This is a genomic window from Providencia vermicola (assembly GCF_020381325.1).
Taxonomy (GTDB): domain Bacteria; phylum Pseudomonadota; class Gammaproteobacteria; order Enterobacterales; family Enterobacteriaceae; genus Providencia; species Providencia vermicola.
In genome coordinates, this window is sequence record NZ_JAGSPI010000001.1 from 518,911 (window position 1) to 542,242 (window position 23,332).

At 42.0% G+C, this 23,332-nt stretch carries 23 protein-coding genes and 1 pseudogene; 16 read left to right on the plus strand and 8 right to left on the minus strand.

Annotated elements, in window-relative coordinates; translation table 11 throughout:
• Positions 1–99: 99 nt before the first annotated feature.
• Both KDJ85_RS02435 and mdtH read right to left on the minus strand, forming a co-directional pair.
• On the minus strand, positions 100–660 hold the full coding sequence (locus tag KDJ85_RS02435; RefSeq protein WP_225818321.1) for a lipoprotein: 561 nt from the start codon (positions 658–660) through the stop codon (positions 100–102).
• Between the two features lie 38 nt (positions 661–698).
• Positions 699–1,904, minus strand: a complete 1,206-nt coding sequence (gene mdtH / locus KDJ85_RS02440) for a multidrug efflux MFS transporter MdtH (RefSeq protein WP_225818322.1) — start codon at positions 1,902–1,904, stop codon at positions 699–701.
• A 444-nt stretch (positions 1,905–2,348) separates the two neighbouring features.
• On the opposite strand from mdtH, the gene rimJ reads away from it, so the two are divergent.
• From rimJ to KDJ85_RS02460, 4 genes and pseudogenes are all read left to right on the plus strand, one after another.
• Entirely contained in the window at positions 2,349–2,936 is a 588-nt protein-coding gene (gene rimJ / locus KDJ85_RS02445) for a ribosomal protein S5-alanine N-acetyltransferase (RefSeq protein ID WP_225818323.1), read from the plus strand.
• An 83-nt stretch (positions 2,937–3,019) separates the two neighbouring features.
• Positions 3,020–4,558 carry a murein biosynthesis integral membrane protein MurJ gene (gene murJ / locus KDJ85_RS02450; protein WP_225818324.1) on the plus strand — a complete coding sequence of 513 codons (1,539 nt, stop codon included), beginning with the start codon at positions 3,020–3,022 and terminating at the stop codon, positions 4,556–4,558.
• A gap of 324 nt (positions 4,559–4,882) precedes the next feature.
• Positions 4,883–5,118: pseudogene (locus tag KDJ85_RS02455) on the plus strand (hypothetical protein).
• Between the two features lie 52 nt (positions 5,119–5,170).
• Positions 5,171–5,743: a DNA-binding protein gene (locus KDJ85_RS02460; RefSeq protein WP_225818325.1), complete on the plus strand. Its 573-nt coding sequence runs from the start codon at positions 5,171–5,173 to the stop codon at positions 5,741–5,743.
• Between the two features lie 19 nt (positions 5,744–5,762).
• On the opposite strand, the gene argS is transcribed toward KDJ85_RS02460, so the two are convergent.
• Positions 5,763–7,493: an arginine--tRNA ligase gene (argS, locus tag KDJ85_RS02465; RefSeq protein WP_225818326.1), complete on the minus strand. Its 1,731-nt coding sequence runs from the start codon at positions 7,491–7,493 to the stop codon at positions 5,763–5,765.
• 166 nt (positions 7,494–7,659) lie between these two features.
• Between argS and KDJ85_RS02470 the strand changes: the two genes are divergently transcribed.
• The 5 genes from KDJ85_RS02470 (at position 7,660) to KDJ85_RS02490 (ending at position 13,324) form a co-directional block, all read left to right on the plus strand.
• A complete protein-coding gene (locus tag KDJ85_RS02470) occupies positions 7,660–8,214 on the plus strand; it encodes a VOC family protein (RefSeq protein WP_225818327.1) in 555 nt (184 codons plus the stop codon).
• 184 nt (positions 8,215–8,398) lie between these two features.
• Positions 8,399–9,160 carry a copper homeostasis protein CutC gene (gene cutC / locus KDJ85_RS02475; RefSeq protein ID WP_225818328.1) on the plus strand — a complete coding sequence of 254 codons (762 nt, stop codon included), beginning with the start codon at positions 8,399–8,401 and terminating at the stop codon, positions 9,158–9,160.
• A 334-nt stretch (positions 9,161–9,494) separates the two neighbouring features.
• Positions 9,495–11,918: a DMSO/selenate family reductase complex A subunit gene (locus KDJ85_RS02480; protein ID WP_225818329.1), complete on the plus strand. Its 2,424-nt coding sequence runs from the start codon at positions 9,495–9,497 to the stop codon at positions 11,916–11,918.
• A 10-nt stretch (positions 11,919–11,928) separates the two neighbouring features.
• Complete coding sequence (locus KDJ85_RS02485) at positions 11,929–12,546, plus strand: DMSO/selenate family reductase complex B subunit (protein ID WP_225818330.1); 618 nt, start codon at positions 11,929–11,931, stop codon at positions 12,544–12,546.
• A gap of 1 nt (position 12,547) precedes the next feature.
• A complete protein-coding gene (locus KDJ85_RS02490; protein WP_225818331.1) occupies positions 12,548–13,324 on the plus strand; it encodes a dimethyl sulfoxide reductase anchor subunit family protein in 777 nt (258 codons plus the stop codon).
• 54 nt (positions 13,325–13,378) lie between these two features.
• On the opposite strand, the gene cmoB is transcribed toward KDJ85_RS02490, so the two are convergent.
• The 5 genes from cmoB to KDJ85_RS02515 all read right to left on the minus strand — a co-directional run bounded on the left by cmoB (position 13,379) and on the right by KDJ85_RS02515 (position 16,614).
• Positions 13,379–14,350 carry a tRNA 5-methoxyuridine(34)/uridine 5-oxyacetic acid(34) synthase CmoB gene (gene cmoB / locus KDJ85_RS02495; RefSeq protein WP_225818332.1) on the minus strand — a complete coding sequence of 324 codons (972 nt, stop codon included), beginning with the start codon at positions 14,348–14,350 and terminating at the stop codon, positions 13,379–13,381.
• A 2-nt stretch (positions 14,351–14,352) separates the two neighbouring features.
• On the minus strand, positions 14,353–15,102 hold the full coding sequence (gene cmoA, locus KDJ85_RS02500; protein WP_225818333.1) for a carboxy-S-adenosyl-L-methionine synthase CmoA: 750 nt from the start codon (positions 15,100–15,102) through the stop codon (positions 14,353–14,355).
• Positions 15,103–15,226: 124 nt separating this feature from the next.
• The gene (locus tag KDJ85_RS02505; RefSeq protein ID WP_206084163.1) at positions 15,227–15,625 is read right to left on the minus strand and encodes an MAPEG family protein; all 399 of its coding nucleotides are present in this window, start codon (positions 15,623–15,625) and stop codon (positions 15,227–15,229) included.
• A 149-nt stretch (positions 15,626–15,774) separates the two neighbouring features.
• Positions 15,775–16,179 carry an NUDIX hydrolase gene (locus tag KDJ85_RS02510; protein WP_225818334.1) on the minus strand — a complete coding sequence of 135 codons (405 nt, stop codon included), beginning with the start codon at positions 16,177–16,179 and terminating at the stop codon, positions 15,775–15,777.
• A gap of 111 nt (positions 16,180–16,290) precedes the next feature.
• A complete protein-coding gene (locus tag KDJ85_RS02515) occupies positions 16,291–16,614 on the minus strand; it encodes a DUF4377 domain-containing protein (protein WP_206084165.1) in 324 nt (107 codons plus the stop codon).
• A 520-nt stretch (positions 16,615–17,134) separates the two neighbouring features.
• Here KDJ85_RS02515 and aspS point away from each other — a divergent pair.
• The 7 genes from aspS (at position 17,135) to KDJ85_RS02550 (ending at position 23,273) form a co-directional block, all read left to right on the plus strand.
• Positions 17,135–18,904 (plus strand): aspartate--tRNA ligase, encoded by a 1,770-nt coding sequence (aspS, locus tag KDJ85_RS02520; RefSeq protein WP_225818335.1) that lies wholly within the window; start codon positions 17,135–17,137, stop codon positions 18,902–18,904.
• A gap of 8 nt (positions 18,905–18,912) precedes the next feature.
• Positions 18,913–19,344 (plus strand): dihydroneopterin triphosphate diphosphatase, encoded by a 432-nt coding sequence (gene nudB / locus KDJ85_RS02525; RefSeq protein WP_225818336.1) that lies wholly within the window; start codon positions 18,913–18,915, stop codon positions 19,342–19,344.
• Positions 19,345–19,374: 30 nt separating this feature from the next.
• Positions 19,375–20,118, plus strand: coding sequence for a YebC/PmpR family DNA-binding transcriptional regulator (locus KDJ85_RS02530; protein WP_206084168.1), 744 nt, complete (start codon positions 19,375–19,377; stop codon positions 20,116–20,118).
• 238 nt (positions 20,119–20,356) lie between these two features.
• Positions 20,357–20,878 carry a crossover junction endodeoxyribonuclease RuvC gene (gene ruvC, locus KDJ85_RS02535; protein ID WP_206084169.1) on the plus strand — a complete coding sequence of 174 codons (522 nt, stop codon included), beginning with the start codon at positions 20,357–20,359 and terminating at the stop codon, positions 20,876–20,878.
• 140 nt (positions 20,879–21,018) lie between these two features.
• The gene (gene ruvA / locus KDJ85_RS02540; RefSeq protein WP_225818337.1) at positions 21,019–21,636 is read left to right on the plus strand and encodes a Holliday junction branch migration protein RuvA; all 618 of its coding nucleotides are present in this window, start codon (positions 21,019–21,021) and stop codon (positions 21,634–21,636) included.
• A 16-nt stretch (positions 21,637–21,652) separates the two neighbouring features.
• Entirely contained in the window at positions 21,653–22,663 is a 1,011-nt protein-coding gene (gene ruvB / locus KDJ85_RS02545) for a Holliday junction branch migration DNA helicase RuvB (RefSeq protein ID WP_225818338.1), read from the plus strand.
• Positions 22,664–22,856: 193 nt separating this feature from the next.
• Complete coding sequence (locus KDJ85_RS02550) at positions 22,857–23,273, plus strand: GNAT family N-acetyltransferase (RefSeq protein WP_225818339.1); 417 nt, start codon at positions 22,857–22,859, stop codon at positions 23,271–23,273.
• Positions 23,274–23,332 lie beyond the last annotated feature (59 nt).

Genomic DNA, 23,332 nt, shown 5'->3' on the forward strand with positions numbered 1-23,332 from the left:
TAAACAGCATCAATTAATATTTCTGATTGAATTAAAAAGGCAACAGATTTCTCTGTTGCCTTTAATGCTTTTCTCAATCAAAAAAATTTATGGTTAAAATTAATCCACTAATGGAATGACCAGTTTACCTGGTTTAATCTCAAGTCCCTTCGCCAATTTTTTGGCAGTTGCTTCTGCAGCGCCGTTATCTGGGTTGAGGACATAGACAGGCTGTGTTTCGAAGAAAGTTTCAAGGGAACTATTTAGATAAGGAATTACCGCGGACATGGCGGTATCCATGTTCTCTGGGGTGACTCTATAATTGCTTATATTCAATTCTTTTAAGTAGATAGACCCTGTTTTTGCATCAAAAATTGGGCGGGCCGTTAAGGTTAAGCTAATTTGTGCCTCTGCCTTTCCAATCAAAGAGTCTAACTTAACTGTAGCATCACCATTTAGGGCGATTTTACCTGGCTCACTACGGCCTATTTCAGATTTTAAATTCGCCAGTTGGATATCTGCATCAGCAACTCCAGAAATCCCTACTTTGTGGTCATATTTTACTTTATTAGCAAGGTAACTATTTATTTGGGACTCACTAATACTGAATTCAGATAATTGACTACAGCCCGTTATTAGAGTGATAAAACCAATCATTGTGGCCAATAAAAATTTTTTCATAAAGACTCCTTTTACAGTAATACCGCTAGTTTAGCGCATTACTGTCCACTCAACATGACTGTTTCAATTTTTTTACGGTTAAATTGCTTATGCAACGCCCACAGAGTGATAAAACCGATTATCCCCAGTAAAAACCAAGGCAATTGCGGCATATTCCATTGATGCCCAATATCATACATCCAACCACCACCGGTATACCCAACAGCACCACCTAGGGCAAGGCCGAGACGGCTAAAGCCCATATAACTGCCACGAGCTCGGGGGTCAGCAAGTGAGGCACTCAGCGTTTCTCTAGCAGGATCGGCAGTCACGGTTCCTAAATAGAATAGACAAATTAAACCAAATAACATATTTAACGAAGTTGTCATCCCTATTGGGAACATACTTAAGCTCATTAAAAATAGGCCTGCCATTAACCGCTGCTCGAGGCGAAAATGTTTTTCACTCCAACGTGCAATGGGGTAAAGCAAAGTGAGGGAAATCATAGCTTCAATGGCATACATCCATTTTACTGCCGTTGGTGTCCCAGCTAGCTCATTGACAACAATTGGGAACATTAACATCACTTGCACAGAAAGCATAAAGTAACCTGCTAAGGTCACAACATAGGTAACAAACCGTTTGTCTTTTAAAACGCGGCTCATACCTTCTTTAATTGGAGTCCTTACCGTTGAAATACGATAAGCGGGGAGTAACCATGCATTACAGATAGCGGCAATGATAAACACCACAGCACCCGCCCAGCAGACATAGTGGAAATCATATTGTAGCAGCCAGCTACCAATCAAAGCACCGATAACAGCACCAGCACTATCTTGCATCAATAAAAGTGAATAAAAACGGCCGCGTTCGTAGGGGCGGGTGAGTTTGATAACCAGCGCTGTTCTGGGGGGATCAAACAGCGTGCCACCAAGGGCAGAAAGCACACAAGATAGCCACAACACCCAAGGGTCGTAAGCGATTGCCATCAAAGCAAAGCCACTTGCTCGTAAAAGCATTCCAATAACAATCATGGGCTTAGCACCAAATCGGTCAGCAATTGCGCCACCAAAAATACCTAAGCCTTGTTGAACAAATTGCCGTAGGCCTAATGCGAAGCCTACCACAACAGCGGCCCAACCTAGTTGGTCAACAAATCGGATTGAAATCAAAGGAAAAACGACAAAAAAGCCGAGGACAACTAACATGTTGTCGAGCAAAAGGAAATATTTACCAAGGCTTCTTGCCCGTGACACCTGTGCCATGACACACCATTAAAAAATTGCTAAGGGGGGATTGTTCAATAATGTTACTTATCAATAATATCAGTATAATAGAGAGCAATAGATGATATTTTTTTATCGAGGGTGGTATCGAGGATCGATGATTTATTTTTATCGATGCAATAGCCGTCATATTTTGCACCGCAGCGTTGTTGGCTACACTTAGCTCCCCTAATCACATACTTTTGTATGCTCATAGGGATAGCTGCGTTTGCCGCCTAGCTGCAATGCAACCTATTTAGGCTATTGACGAATAGAAATAGGCTATTAAAGAATTGAAAATTGAGAGCAAGATAATTTATCTATTTGACTAGCTGATTTTAGATGCTCATCAATAATAGAGAATGCTACACTTTGCTATTTAGCAAACGAATGAATATGCACGGCTAGGGAATCTAGCTATTTTAAATTAATAAAGGGTTAACGATGTTTGGTTATCGCTCAAATGTACCGAAGGTACGCCTGATCACTGATAGAATGATTATTCGTTTGACTTATGAGCGAGATAATTATCGCCTAGCTGATTATTACAGCTTGAATAAAGACTTTCTTATCCCTTGGGAACCAACTCGAGATAACTCTCACTATCAACCCGCTGGCTGGCAAAATCGTTTGCAAGTGATGAATGAAATGCATCGCGAAGGTAGCGCTTATCATTTCCTACTATTAGATAAAGAAGAAAACGAGGTGATGGGTGTGGCCAATTTTAGTAATGTCCTGCGTGGTTCATTCCATGCGTGCTATTTAGGGTATTCTCTGGGTGAAAAATGGCAAGGGCAAGGCTTAATGTTTGAAGCGTTAACCCAAGTAACTCGCTATATGCAACAACATCAGAAAATGCACCGCATTATGGCAAACTATATGCCTCATAATATGCGTAGTGGTAATCTATTGGCCAAGCTTGGTTTTGAGCGTGAAGGCTACGCAAGGCAATACTTACAAATCAATGGTGAGTGGCGCGACCATGTATTAACTGCATTAACGGATAATTCTTGGGCAGCGAATAAAGCGTAAACTCTTAATTTACTTTTCAATCGTAGTCAGTGGCAGCCCGCGCTGTTAAACTGATACGATTGTTTACTTTTAGTCTATCAATCATGAATTTATTAAAATCGCTGGCGGCAGTAAGCTCAATGACCATGATGTCTCGGGTCCTTGGTTTTATTCGCGATGCCATCATTGCTCGGGTATTCGGTGCAGGCGCCGCTGCCGATGCTTTTTTTGTCGCGTTTAAATTGCCAAATCTGTTACGTCGAATTTTTGCAGAAGGGGCGTTTTCTCAAGCATTTGTCCCCATATTAGCGGAATATAAAAACCAACAAGGTGAAGAAGCTACACGTACATTTGTCGCTTATATTGCGGGGATGCTCACCCTTGCTTTAGCGATAGTCACTGTATTGGGCATGATTGCGGCACCCTGGATTATCTATGTGACAGCCCCTGGCTTTACTGATGATGCGGATAAGTTTGCGTTAACAACCGACCTGCTGCGAGTCACATTTCCCTATATTTTCCTGATCTCGCTCGCTTCCCTTGCTGGGGCAATTCTCAATACGTGGAACCGCTTCTCTGTACCTGCCTTTGCACCCACATTACTCAATGTGAGTATGATCATTTTTGCTGCGTTTGCCGCACCTTACTTTGACCCGCCGATCATGTCATTGGCATGGGCGGTATTAGTGGGTGGGGTGCTACAATTGGTCTACCAGCTTCCCCATTTAAAGAAAATTAGTATGTTAGTGTTGCCGCGCCTGTCATTGCGCGATAGCGGTGTTTGGCGTGTAATGAAAATGATGGGGCCTGCGATTATCGGTGTGTCAGTCGCGCAAATCTCATTAATTATTAACACTATATTCGCCTCATTCCTACAATCAGGGTCTGTTTCGTGGATGTACTATGCGGATAGATTGATGGAGTTACCCTCTGGTGTGCTTGGTGTGGCCTTGGGAACGATCTTGCTGCCATCTCTCGCAAAGAGCTTTACGAGTGGAAACCAGAATGAATATCGACAATTAATGGACTGGGGACTGCGTCTTTGCCTGCTATTAGCATTGCCATGTGCTCTTGGCTTAGCTATCTTATCTGAAGCGCTGACGGTTTCATTATTCCAATATGGTAACTTTACCGCACATGATTCGTTAATGACCCAATATGCATTGATAGCCTATTGTGTAGGGCTAACAGGCATGATTTTAGTGAAAATTTTAGCGCCCGGTTTCTATTCACGCCAAGATATTCGTACTCCAGTTAAAATTGCCATCGTGACATTAATTCTGACGCAATTAATGAACTTAGCCTTTATAGGGCCTTTACAACATGCTGGTTTGGCATTGTCTATCGGCTTAGCGGCGTGTTTTAATGCAGGCGTTCTGTATTGGCAATTACGTAAACAAGATATTTTCCAACCACTTGAAGGTTGGAAAGGTTTCTTATTTAAGCTACTGATTGCGTTAGTTGTAATGGGCGCGGTGTTATTTGGCCTGCTGCACTTTATGCCATCTTGGCAAGAAGGGAATATGCTCATGCGCATGTTGCGCTTAATTGGCGTGGTGATTGTCGGGGCTGGGAGCTACTTTGTTGCTTTATATATATTAGGTTTCCGCCCGCGTGATTTTATGAAACGCAGTATAGCATAACCTATTGAATACCATATTGTTTAACTGAAGCCCATTAATTTGGGCTTTTTTGTCTCTAAATTCTGTAGTTTTCAATCCAATCGTATTTTGCACCCATTTTCATTTCTTTTCTTTTAATGACTAAATCAATGATTTCATAATCATTTTATGATATTTCAAGTAATTGTTTTCATTAATAAAAATAATATTTTTCTTTGGTTTTACGATATATTTAAAGAGCGCATATTTTTGTTCAGTAAAGCGCAGGGGATGCTAAAAATTAGCACAAATTAGAGTGTTGACCAGCGTCAACGTTTTTGGTTATATTATATTTGTCGGAGGGCGATGAAAAAACATCCGAACAAGCATATTCAAGCAGCCATTGAATATGCGGTTGCAAACGGTAGGTTTGGGTAAGTGCAGGGAGTTCATCACATACATTTTGTAAATTACGTTGTGGTAACACTGTGGATGAGCACAAAACACATATGATGAGTGTTTGGTCAACACCAAGAGTGATAGAAAATCATGCCAAGCAAATCATCCGAAAAGTTAATCATTGCATTGAACTTTCAAAATAATGGCAGCGGCTTAGGCCGCTTATCAATTGAAAAAATAGATTAAGGAGCGGTGATGGCGCAATACACATTCACGTTAACACTTTCAGGGGTAACGGCTGATACAGTCGGTTTAGAAGATGCTTTATTTGCAGCCGGTTGTGATGATGCCTTGGTTTGTTACTATGGTAAATCAGTCTATTTAGAGTTTGATAGGGAAGCGAGCTCTCTGGATTTGGCCATTGAAACGGCGATTACTGATATTGAGAGTGCAAGTGTTCCAATGCAAGTGGAGTCAGTGGATAGCATGCTGGTTGGTTTAAGTGATATCGCAGAGTTAACGGGGTTAACACGTCAGGCTGTTGCATTATTAAAAGATGGGGCGAGGGGAAAAGGAAATTTTCCTGCGCCAGTGCAACGTTTGAGTGGTAATTCTCCCTTATGGAATTGGGCTAGCGTTGCAGAGTGGCTGAAAGATAATAACCGTTTAGGACATGCCCCTGAACTTTGTGATAACGCGAAAACACTGTGTAAGTGGAATTTAGTCTTACAAAATTGCGCAAATGAAAACGTTGTAGAGGTGCAAGTTTTAGCACAAAAATTGCTTGCGCGGCGTAAAGAAAAACAGCCCACCGAGGTGAGCTGTTAATTAAATAACGCGAAGGCGATTACATTCTTTCGACTGTTTCGATACCTAATGTATCTAAACCTGTTTTTAAGGTTTTTTGCGTTAACGCCGCTAGTTTTAAACGGCTTTGGCGCACGGCTTCATCTTCGGTCGATAAAATTGGGCAGTGTTCGTAGAAAGAAGAGAATAGGCCTGCAAGTTCATACAGGTAAGCACACATCACATGTGGCGTTCCATCACGCGCAACGGTTAAGATTGTTTCTTCAAATTGCAATAAACGTGTCGCCAGTGCGATTTCACGTGGGTCTTGTAATGAAATAGGTAATGTGAGGTCGGCTTGAGTTAAGTTGGCTTTTTTGAAGATAGAGGCAACACGGGTATACGCATATTGCATATACGGTGCGGTATTCCCTTCAAAAGCTAACATGTTATCCCAATCGAAAATGTAGTCCGTTGTTCTGTTTTTCGATAGGTCTGCATATTTCACTGCGCCAATACCAACGACATTTGCTACATTCAGTAGCTCTTCTTCAGGCATGTCTGGGTTTTTCTCGCGGATCAGCACTTGTGCACGTTCAACAGCTTCATCTAATAAGTCAGATAAACGCACAGTGCCACCTGTACGGGTTTTAAATGGCTTCCCGTCTTTACCCAGCATCATCCCAAACATGTGGTGCTCAAGTGCCATTGTTTCAGGGATATAACCTGCTTTACGGACGATAGTCCAAGCTTGCATCAAATGTTGGTGCTGACGTGAATCGATATAATACAGTGAGCGATCAGCATGGAGCGTTTCGTAACGGTATTTGGCACAAGCGATGTCAGTGGTGGTGTATAAGAAGCCGCCGTCTTTTTTCTGGACGATCACGCCCATCGGTTCGCCTTCTTTATTTTTAAATTCATCAAGGAAAACGACGGTTGCGCCTTCACTTTCAACGGCTAAACCTTTGGCTTTTAAATCAGCAACAATGCCTGGTAACATGCTGTTATATAAGCTTTCACCCATTACATCGTCTTCAGTTAAAGTGACATTTAGGCGTTTATAGGTTTCTTGATTCTGTTTCATGGTGATATCAACAAGTTTACGCCACATTTCGCGGCAGTATTCATCACCTGATTGCAGTTTTACGACATAACCACGAGCACGTACCGCAAATTCTTCGTCTTCGTCATAGTGTTTTTTGGCTTCGCGATAAAACTCTTCCAGATCAGCTAATGCCATATCATTGGCATTTTCATTTTGTACTTTTTCAAGATAAGCAATGAGCATACCGAACTGAGTTCCCCAGTCGCCAACGTGGTTAGCGCGGATCACTCGATGACCAATAAATTCTTGTGTACGTGCAGCGGCGTCACCAATAATGGTTGAGCGCAAGTGACCAACGTGCATCTGTTTTGCCACGTTAGGTGCAGAATAGTCGATAACGATAGTTTCGGCTTTTACAGGGGCAAGGCCTAAACGTTGGGAGGCTAATGCTTCCTCAACGTGTTTTTCAACCCAAGAAGGTTCAAGGAAGATATTAATAAAGCCTGGTCCAGCAATTTCCACTTTGCTGGCAATACCATCTAAATCTAAATGATTGAGGATCTGTTCAGCGAGTTGTCGTGGTGGCATCCCCAGTTTTTTAGCCGCGCCCATGACGCCGTTGGCTTGATAATCACCAAATTGGGCTTTAGCGGATTGACGCACGAGTGCATCACTGTCTGCTGGAGCGCCCGCTGCAAGCATTGCAGTACTAATTTTGTCTGAAAGAATCGCCTGAATATTCACTGAATTACCTTAAATTACGAACATAGTTACCACATTGTGCCATCACATGCGAAGAACTAAAAGGTGGAAGAGAAAAATCGGCAGGATTTATACCATATTTTGGGGGAGTCATGCTACAGTCAGCGCCATTGTTTAGATGATAAGTAGATAAAAAGAGGTTTTTGTTGTGCTGCCATTTCGTGAAGTTCCACAATTAAAGGATTTATGGGAAGACTTACCTAAATTTGCCAATCAGTTGCAATCAATGGCGAAACAACTTGATGTGTCATTAACGGCTTACGGTATAGATCATATTTCAGTACGCTGTCACTACCTTGAAACAGCACAGCGCTGGCATGACGGTTTATTGCAATGCGGGCAGATTATTTCCGATAATATCATCAATGGCAGGCCAATTCGTTTGTATGAACTTAGCCAACCACTACAAATTGCTGGGCAGAGTGTATTTATCGTTGAGCTACCGTTTCCAAAAGATAAAAAATACCCACAAGAAAGCTGGGAACATATTGAAATGGTGATTAGTGTGCCTCCCGCAGAATTGGAAAAAACGGCACGAGCGTTACTGCCGAACCCCCTTCCAATCGGATTTAATGTGAAAGTAAGTCAGCCTAAAGGGCAGCAAGAACGTTTGCCTAATCCGACATTGGCAGTGTCAAATGGTGAAATAACCATCAAATACCATCCGTTTACGCTAAAAAAGATAATTGAAAGTGAAAAATAAGTGATGCAATTAACGTTATTGATCAATAGTGCCAGTGTTTTTTTCGGGGTGTGATATCCATCCGATAACATTTTTTAATAAATGGCATGATTCAAAACGGCATTAACGATTATTATTCTACCCCTATCTATTTGTATTAGGGGAATTTAAAGCATGGGCTTTATTACCACATTTGGAGGTAATCATGGCGAAACTGGAAATTTGCTGTTTCGGAATTGAATGTGCTCAAGTAGCGCAAGAATACGGTGCTGACCGTATCGAATTATGCTCTGGTGCCGCAGATGGCGGTCTAACACCAAGCTATGGCTATCTGAAATTAGCAAGAGAGAAACTTCATATTCCAGTTCATCCCATTATTCGTCCTCGTGGTGGTGATTTTTGCTATAACGTTAGTGAGTTTGACGTTATTCGTGAAGATTTAATCATGATAAAGGAAATGGGGTTTCCAGGGGCTGTCATCGGCATTCTTGATAGTGAAGGGCGTATTGATATTAACCGTATGCATGGGTTGATGGAAATCGCCAAGGGGATGAATATCACTTTCCATCGCGCATTTGATATGTGCATCAATCCACTGCTTGCTTTAGAGCAATTAAATGAATTAGGTGTGGCACGAATTTTAACTTCGGGCCAGCAGCAGAGTGCAGAGTTGGGATTGCCGCTACTGAAAGAATTGCACGAAAAAAGCCAAGAAATCAATGGCCCGAAAATTATGGCGGGTGCCGGGGTTCGTTTAGCTAATTTAAGTAAGTTTATGGAAATTGGTTTAACAGAAGTACACAGCTCTGCGGGTAAAACGGTACCATCAACCATGAATTACCGTAAAGTGGGCGTGACGATGGCATCTAATAGTGAAACGGATGAGTTCACACATTATTGCGTTGATGGGCCTACCGTAGAAGCGATGAAGGACTTTATTTCTATTACAGAAAAAGTACTAATTTAAAAGTGCTCAAAATTTAAAGGAGAAACCTATGATGGGTTTCTTCTTATTTTGACTCGGTACTGTAGGGAATAGCCAAAGCAGTCAAGTAAACATTAGAGTAGTAAATCTATAATTTCTATAAATATTCTTTTTTGATGTTCTGACTTTCAATAGTTGATTATGCGTTAGAATTTAACAAAAACCATGGAATATTGGGTTTAAGTAGCGAACATATTCACAAACTCATCTTGGTTGATGCATATCAATTAACCTTACAAAATACATGCCTACTATCTAATTATTATAAAAATATATTTTTTAGTTTATTTAATAATAATTAGAAGGTAGCAATGTAATGATTAATCACTTAGGAAAGAAAGCGTTAAGCAGGAGGCGATTTATTCAAGTCTCTGCCTCAGCCGCAACAGCAACTGCCGTTGCAGGTTCTATCTCATTACCCTTTACGGCTCAAGCCGCGCCAATAGCTAAAACCCAGCCAGATGAAATTAATGAAAAAATCAAATATAGCGCTTGTTTAGTGAACTGTGGAAGCCGCTGTCCACTAAAAGTTCATGTCAAAGATGATGTTATTACCCGTATTTCTAATGAAACAATGTACGATGACAGTCAATTTGGTTTACACCAGATACGCCCTTGTTTAAGAGGGCGCTCTGTACGTTGGAAAACCTATAACCCAGACAGAATAAAATATCCAATGATCCGTGTTGGTAAACGGGGAGAAGGAAAATTTAAACGTATTAGTTGGGATGAAGCGACAACCATTGTTGCTGAAAAATTAAAAGAGACAATCAATAAGTACGGTAATGAAGCGATTTATTACCAATATGGCTCAGGTTCGACAGGGGCTAATTTACAAGGGCGTAATGCCTGTAAACGTTTATTGAATCAGCTTGGTGGCTTTCTTGACCAACACGGAACATATTCAACAGCACAGATAAACGGCGTGATCCCTTATGTATATGGCAAGTTGGATGATTCCCTTTTATCAGAAATTGCCAACAGCGATCTCGTCGTTATGTTTGGGCACAACATTGCAGAAACACGCATGTCAGGTGGTGGGCAATTCTATGAAACCTTGCAAGCGTTAGAGAAAAGCAAAGCAAAAGTGATTATTATCGACCCGCGCCGTACGGATAGCGTGACAACATTAGGCGCAGAGTGGATACCTATTTACCCTGGAACGGATGGTGCGCTCGTTGCTGCTATCATTCATACCTTAATTAAAGAAGAATTAACAGACGAAGCGTTTCTCGCACAATATTGTGTTGGGTGGGATAACCAAACATTACCAGACTCGGCTCCCAAAAATGCCTCTTATAAAGATTACATTTTAGGGTTCGGTGAAGATGGTGTTGAAAAAACACCAGAATGGGCTAGTAAAATAACGGGGGTAGCTCCAACGCGGATCATTCAATTGGCTCGTGAATTGGGTAATGCTAAGGCTGCGTGGATTTCGCAAGGTTGGGGCTTACAAAGAACCGCATCAGGGGAACAAGCTGCACGGGCGGTGATGATGTTGCCTATTGTGACGGGCAATATTGGTCGAGCAGGGACCAATGCAGGGGGATGGGGCGGTAACGTAGCTTATCCCGTTCCTGGATTTGCGATACCTAACCCTGTAAAAACTAAAATTCCGTGTTTTATGTGGACTGATGCCATTGTCCGCGGTACTGAAATGACAGCGGAAAATGCCACGCTATTAGGAAAGGACAAGCTTGAAACCAACGTAAAATTTCTTTGGCATTACGCCAGTAATGTGACGGGAAATCAACACTCAGATTTAAATAAAACCCATAAGATTTTGGCGGATGAATCACTCTGTGAGTTTATTCTTGTGTGGGATATCCACATGACGCCATCCACCAACTACGCGGATTTAATTTTACCTGATGTGAGCAGCGTTGAATCGAATGACTTAATCAATAATTCCTATGCAAGTGGAGCTTATCACTATGCAATACGCTTGCAAAATGCGATAACACCGTTGTGGGAATGCCGACAATCTTACGATGTTTTAACTGATATTGCTGACAAATTGGGCATTAAAGACCAATTTACTGAGGGGCGAACTCATGAGCAGTGGATAGAGCATTGTTACAACCAAATGCGTGAAAAAAATCCACAGTTACCCACTTTCGAAGAAACCAATGACATGGGGATTGTTGATAGAAAACTCGCAAACAGTGCAGACTACATTGCACTGAAGTCTTATCGGGACTCACCAACCGAAAACCCGCTGCCAACGCCATCAGGTAAAATTGAAATTTACTCAGCACGCTTAGCAAAAATAGCCCAAGAATGGGACTACCCTGATGACCAACGTATTCCCGCAGTGCCTGAATATTGCGTGAATACAGAAGGGGTTGAAAATACAAAGGCAAGGGAAAAATACCCACTACAAATGACGGGCTTCCATGATAAAGGCCATGCGCATTCATCCTATTTTAATGTCGCGGTATTGCGTGAGGCGGTACCACATCAATATTGGATAAATCCAATCGATGCATCCGATCGAGGTATTCAGGATGGCAATATCACTGAGATTTTCAATGATAGAGGGCGCATAAAAATCAAGGCGAAAGTAACAGCGCGGGTATTACCAGGCGTGATTGCGGTTCCTCAAGGGGCATGGCGTGAGCTTGATAGCGAAGGCGTTGATATTGGTGGTTGTATTAATACGCTAACGACTCAGCAGCCGTCTGCACTAGTAAAAGGTAATCCTCAACATACCAATCTCGTTGATGTGAAACGTGCATAAGGAGCGACAAATGAAACAGTATGGTTTTTATTTTGATTCGACCAAATGCACGGGGTGTAAAACCTGTCAGGTCAGCTGTAAAGATGAAAAGGATTTAGACCTTGGCCCTAAGTTCCGCCGTGTTTATGAGTTCGGTGGGGGAAGTTGGCAGCAACAAGACGGTATTTGGCAGCAAAATGTGTACAGCTATTACTTGTCAATTTCCTGTAATCACTGTTCAAACCCAACATGTGTCGAGGGTTGCCCAACAGGAGCGATGCATAAACGAGAACAAGATGGCCTCGTGGTGGTTGATCAGACTATTTGCGTCGGTTGTCGGTATTGTGAGTTGCGCTGCCCTTATGGCGCTCCGCAATATGATGAAAAGAAAAAGCTGATGAGCAAATGTGATGGCTGCTATGAGCGAGTAGAAAAAGGTATGAAACCAGTGTGTGTCGAATCATGTCCTCAGCGTGCGTTAGATTTTGATGATATTAACGTGTTACGTGAGCGCCATGGAGAAATTAGTGGGATTGCCCCAATGCCAGACCCAAGTTTAACAAATCCCAATATCGTGATTAAACCGCATAAAGATGCTAAACCATCGGGTGATAAAAGCGGGATATTACAGAACCCTGCGGAGGTCTAACATGCACGAACTTCCTCTAGTTTTTTTTACTGTTTTGGGTCAGTCCGCCGCTGGGCTTTATCTGTTTGCTTATCTAAGCAAGCGAATCGGTTGGTCGAGTAGCGAACAATTACGACAATCGAACATCCTGGCTTTTATATTGATACTTATCGCTTTAGTTATCGGCAGCTTGCATGTGGGGCAACCATTGCGTTTTTTCAATATGCTGTTAGGTGTAGGGCGCTCGCCAATGAGTAATGAAGCCTTACTGAGCGGTATTTTTGTCGCATTTGGTGCGGGGATTGTCTTTTTTACGTTGTTTGTCAAAAATGCCATGTTACGAGAAGTCTGTAATGTGGGCGCGATCATTTTTGGATTGGCATTCGTGTGGTCAATACCGCAAGTCTATAATATTGAAACTGTTGCCAACTGGTTTACGGTTTTCACAACACTGCAAATGTGGATGACACTGTTTGTTGGCGGTGGGGCACTGGCGATTTTAATGGGGGCGCAACGGCTTGGTTCAATGGCATTTCTGCTTGGTGCGATTATCATTTTTGCCACAAGAGCGGCATATATCTCATTCCTAGGTGAAACAGGGCCTGTAATAAGTGCTGAACAAGCCGGCTTTTGGGCGTTTCAATTAGTAGTGATAGCAATCATGCTGTTTGTTTTCCCTGCGCTGCTCTATCGCGGCAGAAACTCTGCTTTTGTGCTCAGTATTTGCGTGTTAGCGGTGATACTCGCCGAGTTATCTGGACGAGTTGCATTTTATAACTTATGGCAAATAACGATGTAATAATGGGCTGATGAAATGTGCCTATGGGGTGATACCGATAGGCACATGACTCGTTTAAGGCTTGCGTGCAACTAGAATTGCCCGCAGTGGAGCTGGATAGCCCTCAACCGTCTTGGTTTGGTCATTCGGGTCTAAAAATTCTGCGAGAGAATCTGTTTTCATCCACGGTGTGCGGCGCTGTTCTTCTAATGAAGTTACGGCTTGGTCAACAATACGCACATCGACGAAACCGCATTTTTCTAACCACACCTTAAGCATTTTAGCGGAAGGGATAAAATAGACGTTACGCATTTGTGCATAGCGATCACCTGGGATGAGGCATTGAAATTCATCACCTTCAACCACTAAACTTTCGAGCACTAATTCACCTTCACTCACTAATTGGTTTTTCAATTGCCATAAGTGGTCAAGTGGAGAGCGGCGATGATATAAAACTCCCATGGAGAACACCGTATCGAAGGCTTTTAGCTCAGGAAGTTGCTCAATACCGAGAGGTAATAAATGCACTTGTTGGTTATCACCCAATAATTTTCTTACCGCTTCAAATTGGCATAAGAAAAGTTCTGTGGGGTCAATGCCAACAACAAATTTGGCTTCTTGCCCTAACATCCGCCACATATGATAACCACTGCCACAACCTACATCTAATACATACCTATCTTTTAGTGATGAAATATGCGGTAAAACACGATCCCATTTCCAATCTGAACGCCATTCAGTATCAATATTAACACCATAAAGGGAGAACGGGCCTTTACGCCATGGCATTAATTGCTCAAGAATATTATTTAAACGACGTGTTTCGCCAGAGGTCAACGCTGGATCGCGAGTTGCCGTCACACTGTTAATTAAGTCTAATTGGGTTGGATGCATAACAGGCAAATTATCAAGCATTTTTTCCCATGAGGAAAAACCACCGTGTAAACCTTGTTTTTTCCACTCCGTTAACTGCGCAGGTAATGTTTCTAACCAATGACTTAATGGGCCAACGGCAATTTGTTGGTAAAAACGACCGAAATCAATCATCTTTAAGCCTCTTTAAGCGCTAACAATGAGCCAAAATTAAAACATTGGAACCAAACTTCGCAGTGGCTAAACCCAACGTGTTTTAGGCGAGCTTTGTGTGTTTCAACGGAGTCAGTCAACATCACGTTTTCTAACATGCTGCGTTTTTGGCTAATTTCTAATTCGCTATAGCCATTTGCCCGTTTGAAATCATGGTGCATATTGAACAGTAACTCACCGATTTCGTTGTCTTCAAAATTAAACTTTTCAGAGAGAACCAAAATGCCACCCGGCTGTAACCCACGATAAATTTTTTCGAGTAATAAAAGTCGGTCATCAGGCTTGAGGAATTGCAAAGTAAAATTGAGCACAACCATTGACGCATTTTCAATATTCACATCACGAATATCACCTTCAATCACCTCAACGGGGGTCTTTGCACGGTAGGCATCAATATGGCGGCGGCACCGTTCTACCATCGCAGGGGAGTTATCGATAGCAATAATTTTACTGTTCTCAACCGTAATATTGCGTCGAATAGAAAGCGTTGCTGCACCTAATGAACAGCCTAAATCATATACGCGGCTGTTTGGTTTCACAAAACGGCCCGCAAGCATACCAATCATGGTAATAATATTGGAATAGCCAGGCACAGAGCGCTGGATCATATCGGGGAATACTTCGGCGACTTTTTCATCAAATTGCCAATCACCAAGGTTAGCAATCGGCGCGGAAAAAAGGCTGTCTTTGTGGTTTGGATCCTGACTTGACATAAGTTCTGTATTAATAATCAAACAAAAGTAGTGGGGGATTGTATCAGAAAGGTAGCACAGTGAAAATCAATCCATTGAGAATGAAATAATGAGGCGGCACATTAAGTCGTGCCGTAGAAGACCGTTAAAGGTTAAATGAGACGATTTGTAGCCATGGCAGATAATAAGTATTGGCGATAACCATTAATGCCATCGAAAGATAAGTTGCAACCATACCTGAGCGGCGATAAGAGTAATCATGGTTTTTTAAGCCATAAGAATGGAGTAACCGACCTGCAATTAAAATTAAACCACAAATGTGGATCATCCAAACTTGTGCACCGTTCATCTCCATTAAAAGTAATAAAATAAGGGAGATAGGTATGTATTCAATAGCATTGCCATGAACACGAATTGCGGTTTGCAGTTCATAAAAACCACCGTCACCATAGGCTATACGGTACTGGTTACGTAGCTTCACAACATTTAAAGATAATCTAAGCAGCAGTAAGGCACCCAGTACAGCGTACAAAGAGCTGACCATTTTTTACTCCACCATAAAACGAATCAAATTATGAAAACACCTAAAAATATAAGTTATAGTAATGGGTATTAACGATATTTTCTAAATTGTAAATCCTAAAATGCCGTTCGACAAATGAATTAACAACTTTTTTGGGTAATCACGTAGCGTTATTTGACTAAGCCATCTTGTTTTAGTTGGGATAGAACCGCGGCGGCTGTCGTTGAACATTGAGGCAAATCTTCACTGGTAAACCACGCTAGCTCAGCAATTTCAGCAGCAGGTTGTGGTGCTCCTTGGTAATCTGCAAAATAGCAGCGAATACGCACTTGTGTGCCACTGTCTTTACCATCAGCAAGCCCTATAAATTCACCATAAAAGCTAATAGAGTCAGGTAATAAGTTTAACGTCAGTTCTTCTTCAATTTCACGACATAAAGCTTGCTCATCACTTTCACCTTGCTCGCGTTTCCCGCCTGGGATGTAAAATAAGCTTTTATTGTGTGAGCGTACCATGGCAACTTTATTTTCAGATAAAGCAATTAACCCTAGTTTATCAATAATTTTATCACTCATAATTTCGCCACTCTTGTTATTTTCGATGGTTATTTTAATCAATTTGATTGAGATAAAATAAAGTCATTAAGCGGGAAGTCGGCCCACTTAATGACTATCAAGGATTAAAATTTATTTCTTTTCAACGATTTTTACAAGTTCATAGCGGATGCTTGGTGCATCAGCTGGTGGGTTTGGTACATCAAATTGTTTAACTTGTAAGACGTAAGAGAAGCCTGGTTGATATTCAAAACCTTGAATAGAACTATAGAATAACTGCCAGTCATCATTTGGGTTTTCTTTGACTTTCATACACTTCATTGGAGCAACACCCACGCAGTCAGCGAGTGTGGAATCGATGTAAAACGTTTTATTGTTATCAATATCTGCAGTTTTCACAGTTTGGCATCCAACAAGTAGCATCAGCATCGATGAAGCAATTAACAGTTTTTTCATGTGTAATCCTTAAGCAGCGGATGATTAATTAGGTTGATTACTGAGTTAATTGGATTATAGCAAACTGAAAAAGGTAACAATTCCTAAATCAACCTAATTTCCAGAATGTCTGAGTTATTACGTTATAAAAAGGGGGATGAAGGTCTTACTCTGTAAGCTTCGTATACTTTTTGTGCAGCAATAAGTGATATTAGAAATAAACCTTTGCCGTAATATATACATGGCGTCTTTAGTCCCTTAAAATCAACTTAACCATATTCCTCATTTAACCCTGTCTAGCTAGGGATGGTAATCACAATGAAGTTGATGAACAACCAGAGAAATGATGAAAATATGATTAAAAACAAAATGGTTTAGGCGATAAGCGGTATTCGCAACTATTTGTCTAACAGAATTTCCTGTATAATGTCTGCCTTTTTGACATTCTGAATTTTCAGCCCGTGTTTCGCAAATAGGGTTCAGCAAAATGCCAAAATCCCGCAGCAAGCAAAAGCACAACAGCTGAGTAAAAGGATATTGTATGCGTACTAATTATTGTGGGCAGTTAAGCATTGCTCACGAAGGCCAACAGGTCACTCTTTGTGGATGGGTAAACCGCCGTCGCGACTTAGGTGGTTTGATTTTTATCGATATGCGTGACCGTGAAGGCATCGTTCAAGTTTTCTTCGATCCAGATCGCAAAGACATATTTGAAAAAGCGTCAGAGCTGCGTAATGAGTTCTGTATCCAAATCACAGGGACAGTACGCGCGCGTCCAGATAGCCAGAAAAATAAAGATATGGCGACTGGGGAAATTGAAATTTTTGCGCAAGAGCTTCATGTATTCAATAAATCAGAACCGTTGCCACTCGATAGCAACCAAACAAATACTGAAGAGCGCCGCTTAAAATACCGCTACTTAGATTTACGCCGTCCTGAAATGTCTGAGCGCTTACGTACACGTGCGAAAATCACCAGTTTTGTCCGTAATTTCATGGACTCAGAAGGCTTCGTTGATGTTGAAACGCCAATGTTAACTAAAGCAACGCCTGAAGGCGCTCGTGACTATTTAGTTCCAAGTCGTGTTCATAAAGGTAAATTTTACGCGCTGCCACAATCTCCACAACTGTTTAAACAGTTACTGATGATGTCTGGTTTTGACCGCTATTATCAAATCGTAAAATGTTTTCGTGATGAAGATTTACGAGCAGACCGTCAACCTGAATTTACCCAAATCGATGTTGAAACCTCATTTATGACTGCAGAGCAAGTACGCGAAATCATGGAGCGTATGATCCGCAATCTCTGGTTAGACGTGAAAAATGTTGATTTAGGCGATTTCCCAATCATGACGTTTGCAGAAGCAATGCGTCGTTATGGTTCAGATAAACCAGACCTTCGTAACCCAATGGAGCTGGTGGATGTAGCTGATATCGTTAAAAATGTTGAGTTTGCCGTATTCTCTGGTCCTGCGAATGATCCGAAAGGCCGTGTCGCGGCATTGAAAGTGCCTGGCGGCGCAGCAATGACTCGTAAACAAATTGACGAATATGGCCAATTTGTGGGTATTTATGGTGCGAAAGGGTTGGCTTGGATGAAAGTCAACGAACGTGCTAACGGTATAGAAGGCATTCAAAGTCCAGTCGCAAAATTCCTCAATGAAGAGGTGATTAACCAACTTTTAGACCGTACTGGTGCAGCGGATGGCGATATCATTCTGTTTGGTGCAGGTGCGAAAAATGTGGTCACAGATTCAATGGGTGCACTGCGTCTGAAAGTGGGGCGTGATTTTGAACTGACAGATCTAAATAGCTGGCAGCCACTGTGGGTCATCGATTTTCCAATGTTTGAAGAAGATGGGGAAGGTGGCTTAACCGCGATGCACCATCCATTCACATCGCCGAAAGATTTCTCACCAGAAGAGTTAGCAAGCAAACCAGAAGATGCGGTTGCCAATGCTTACGACATGGTGATTAACGGTTATGAAGTGGGTGGCGGTTCAGTACGTATTCACCGTAATGAAATGCAGCAAACCGTGTTTAGCATTTTAGGTATTAATGAAGAAGATCAGCGTGAGAAATTCGGCTTCTTATTAGACGCGCTGAAATACGGCACACCACCACACGCAGGTCTGGCATTTGGTCTTGACCGTTTAGTCATGCTGTTAACAGGAACGGATAACATTCGTGATGTTATTGCATTCCCTAAAACAACAGCAGCAGCTTGCTTAATGACGAATGCACCAAGCCATGCAAACCCAGACTCGTTAACTGAGTTAGCGATTGCTGTTGTGGCGAAAGACGAAGAGTAAGACGGCGAATGACCGCATTTAAGCGCCCTGAATCGGTATTAGTCATCATCGTGGCTGAAACAAGCGGTCGGGTGCTAATGCTACGGCGTAAAGATGATCCAGACTTCTGGCAGTCCGTGACTGGAAGTCTGGAACCTAACGAAAAACCGTATGAAACTGCGTGTCGTGAAATCAAGGAAGAGACAGGTTTTGACGTTAAACAAAACGACTTGCAAGACTTGTCTCATAGCATCATCTTTGAAATTTTTCCGCATTTCAGGCATCGTTATGCACCGAATGTAACACATTGCAAAGAGCACTGGTTTAAAATGGTGCTAGATGAAGAACACATGCCATTACTGACTGAACATACAGAATTTCGTTGGTTAAGCCCAAATGAAGCGGCGAAACTCACTAAATCATGGAGTAACAGTCAGGCTATTTTAGAATTTGCTAATTAATTATTGTATTGACGTTTTTGGAGATATTTCATGGCAGGTCATAGTAAATGGGCCAATACCAAACACCGTAAAGCAGCCCAAGATTCTAAGCGCGGTAAGATTTTCACAAAAATTATTCGTGAACTTGTCACTGCTGCACGTTTAGGTGGTGGCGATACTGGCACTAACCCACGTTTACGCGCCGCAGTAGATAAAGCATTATCAAATAACATGACTCGTGACACCTTAAACCGTGCAATTGCACGCGGTGTGGGTAATGATGAAAGTGATAATATGGAAACCATCATTTATGAAGGTTATGGCCCTGGCGGTACTGCAGTTATGGTTGAGTGCTTAAGTGACAACCGTAACCGTACCGTATCTGAAGTGCGCCACGCATTCACTAAAACAGGTGGTAACTTGGGAACAGATGGTTCAGTCTCTTATTTATTTACCAAACGTGGTGTTATTACTTATGCACCAGGTGTGGATGAAGACGCATTGATGGAAGCGGCACTTGAAGCGGGTGCGGATGATGTTGAGACCTACGACGACGGTGCAATCGATGTTTACACAACCTTTGAAACATTTGGTACGGTTAAAGATGCATTAGATGCAGCAGGTTTTACGAGCGAAGCGGCTGAAGTTTCAATGATCCCATCGATCACAGCAGAACTTGATGCTGAAACGGCGCCAAAACTAATGCGCCTTATCGACATGTTAGAGGACTCTGACGACGTTCAAGAAGTTTACCATAATGGTGATATTTCTGATGAAGTTGCAGCGACACTGTAATCAGTGACGTACTATTTTACATCTGTAATCTAGTCCCTCCGCGTAGAGAAAGCGGGCTGACTCAGCCTGTTTTCTCTAACGCCTTTATTCTTCTTTTCTTTTTTTCTTCTATACTTTTTATTTCCATGGATAACATTAAGAATCAAATGGCTATTTAATTGAAATAGATAGTATTATGCTACTAAGTAGAATGATGAATAAATAGCATTTAATAATAAGAGGTACAAATCGATTCTTTATGGCAATTATATTAGGAATTGACCCTGGTTCTCGTGTTACTGGCTACGGCGTTATTCGCCAACAAGGTCGGCAATTACTGTATCTAGGCAGTGGCTGTATTCGCACTCAGGTTGATGATTTACCAAGTCGTCTGCAACGTATTTATGCGGGGGTCTCGGAAATTATCACACAATACCAGCCCGACGTTCTTTCAATCGAACAAGTCTTCATGGCAAAAAACCCAGATTCAGCGCTCAAATTAGGCCAAGCACGTGGCGTCGCGATAGTTGCAGCGGCAAATTTGAGTATTCCAGTGTTTGAATATGCGGCTCGCCAAGTTAAACAAACGGTTGTTGGGACAGGTGCTGCTGAAAAAAGCCAAGTACAACATATGGTTAAATCAATACTCAAGCTGTCCGCTAACCCACAATCCGATGCTGCGGATGCGTTGGCGATTGCGATTACACATTGCCATTTTAATCAGAACTTATTGAAAGTGGGTGACCCTCGTTTAGTGTTAACGCGTGGGCGGTTAAGGTAGAAGTTTGTCTGAAAGCTGAAAGTATCAAAACAAATAGCTTGCAACTGGATATGCATCCAGCATTTTTTGTGGTATAAACAGCACTATTAATAACTTTGGCTAAACAGATTTCGTCTTAGGCCATAATAGAGGAATTCAATGTGATTGGTCGTTTACGTGGTATCGTATTAGAAAAGCAACCACCAATAGTTTTATTAGAACTTCAAGGGGTAGGTTATGAAGTTCATATGCCAATGACGTGTTTCTATGAATTACCTGATATCGGTCAAGAAGCGATAGTTTTCACACATTTTGTTGTTCGTGAGGACGCCCAATTACTATATGGTTTTAACGATAAGCAAGAAAGAGCACTGTTCAAAGAATTAATCAAAGTTAACGGTGTTGGGCCTAAGCTTGCATTGGCAATTTTGTCTGGTATGTCAGCACAACAATTTGTTTCTGCAATTGAACAAGAAGCGATTACATCATTGGTTAAGTTACCAGGGATTGGTAAAAAAACAGCCGAACGTTTAGTTGTTGAAATGAAAGACCGTTTCAAAGGGTTGAATGGCGATTTATTCAATCAAACCAGTGAGATCAACTTACCTGATGTGAATAGTAAGGTACCAAGTACTGCTGATATCGAAGCAGAAGCAGCGGCGGCATTAATTGCATTGGGCTATAAGCCACAAGAAGCGAGTCGCATGATAAGCAAAGTCGCGAAGCCAGGCAGTGATTCTGAAACATTAATCCGTGATGCCTTACGTGCAGCACTCTGATTAAGAGGCCATTGAGATGATTGAAGCAGATCGCCTAATTACTGCTGAAGTTTTACAGTCGGATGAAGAAGCCATTGATCGTGCGATTAGACCAAAATTACTCAGTGAGTATATTGGGCAGCCACAGGTTAAAGATCAAATGGAGATTTTTATCCAAGCAGCCAAAATGCGGGGTGATGCTCTCGACCATCTGTTGATTTTTGGCCCCCCTGGGCTGGGTAAAACAACCCTCGCAGGGATTGTTGCTAACGAACTAGGCGTAAATTTACGGACAACCTCAGGGCCTGTATTGGAAAAAGCTGGTGATTTAGCAGCGATGCTAACCAACTTAGAGCCACATGATGTGCTCTTTATTGATGAAATTCACCGTCTCTCACCTGTCGTTGAAGAAATTCTTTATCCTGCAATGGAAGACTACCAATTGGATATCATGATTGGTGAAGGGCCAGCGGCGCGTTCCATTAAAATTGATCTACCGCCATTTACGTTAATTGGTGCAACAACGCGGGCTGGGTCACTAACTTCCCCGTTACGTGATCGGTTTGGTATCGTACAACGCCTTGAATTCTATCAGGTTGCTGACTTACAGCATATTGTCAAACGTAGCGCCCAATATATGGGGCTTGATATCACCGAAGAAGGTGCCATGCAAGTTGCCATGCGCTCTCGTGGTACGCCTCGTATTACAAATCGCTTGTTACGCCGTGTACGTGATTTCGCACAAGTTAAAGGTGATGGCACTATTGATGAGCTAATCGCAAACCAAGCTTTGGATATGTTAAATGTCGATGCAGCAGGCTTTGATTACTTAGACCGTAAGCTACTCGTGGCGATTATCGATAAATTTATGGGTGGCCCTGTTGGTGTGGATAACTTAGCGGCAGCAATTGGGGAAGAACGTGAAACAATCGAAGATGTTTTAGAACCTTATTTAATTCAACAAGGTTTTATTCAGCGAACGCCAAGAGGACGAATGGCGACAGCGCATGCGTATAAACATTTTGGTTTAACGCCAAAAGAGACTTAGCGAATAACCAACACAATAAAAAAGTAGAAGGGCTAGCATTGTTAAGCCTGTATACCTATTTTTATGTGTCTCCGCGAACCACACAGCTGCTGTATTTAGATGATAAGCATAGTAGTAGCGGGATAATATTTTTATCGAGCAATAAATATCGCTAAATATCACAAGGTTATCTAGTTTAGGTCGGAGAAAGTAAATGCATCTGCAATATGTTTTCATTAACACAGTACCACCCGCGGAAGATTTCTGCCGTTTACGTATCAAAGCAGGATTAACAGCCCGTTCTATAGATGCCGCGAAAAAAGCGCTTCCTAGAAGCTGTTACGGTGTTCATATTGAGCATGCAGGCGTAATTATCGGAATGGGGCGCATTATTGGAGATGGCGCCCTGAACTTTGAGATTGTCGATGTTGCTGTTGATCCGGAGTATCAAGGACAGGGGCTTGGTCGAAAGATCATACAAAATTTAATTTTTTGGTTTGAAAAGAATGTGTCAGCGGGGGCCTATATTACCCTTGTTGCGGACGTCCCTGAATTATATGAAAAATTCGGTTTTAAAAACGTTCGTCCAGAATGTGAAGGCATGGCACTCGTTTGGCCGGGCAATGGCTGATTAGCTCATGATTGATTAATCCACTGTTTTGATAGCAGTTTTGGGTGAGACAAGGTTTA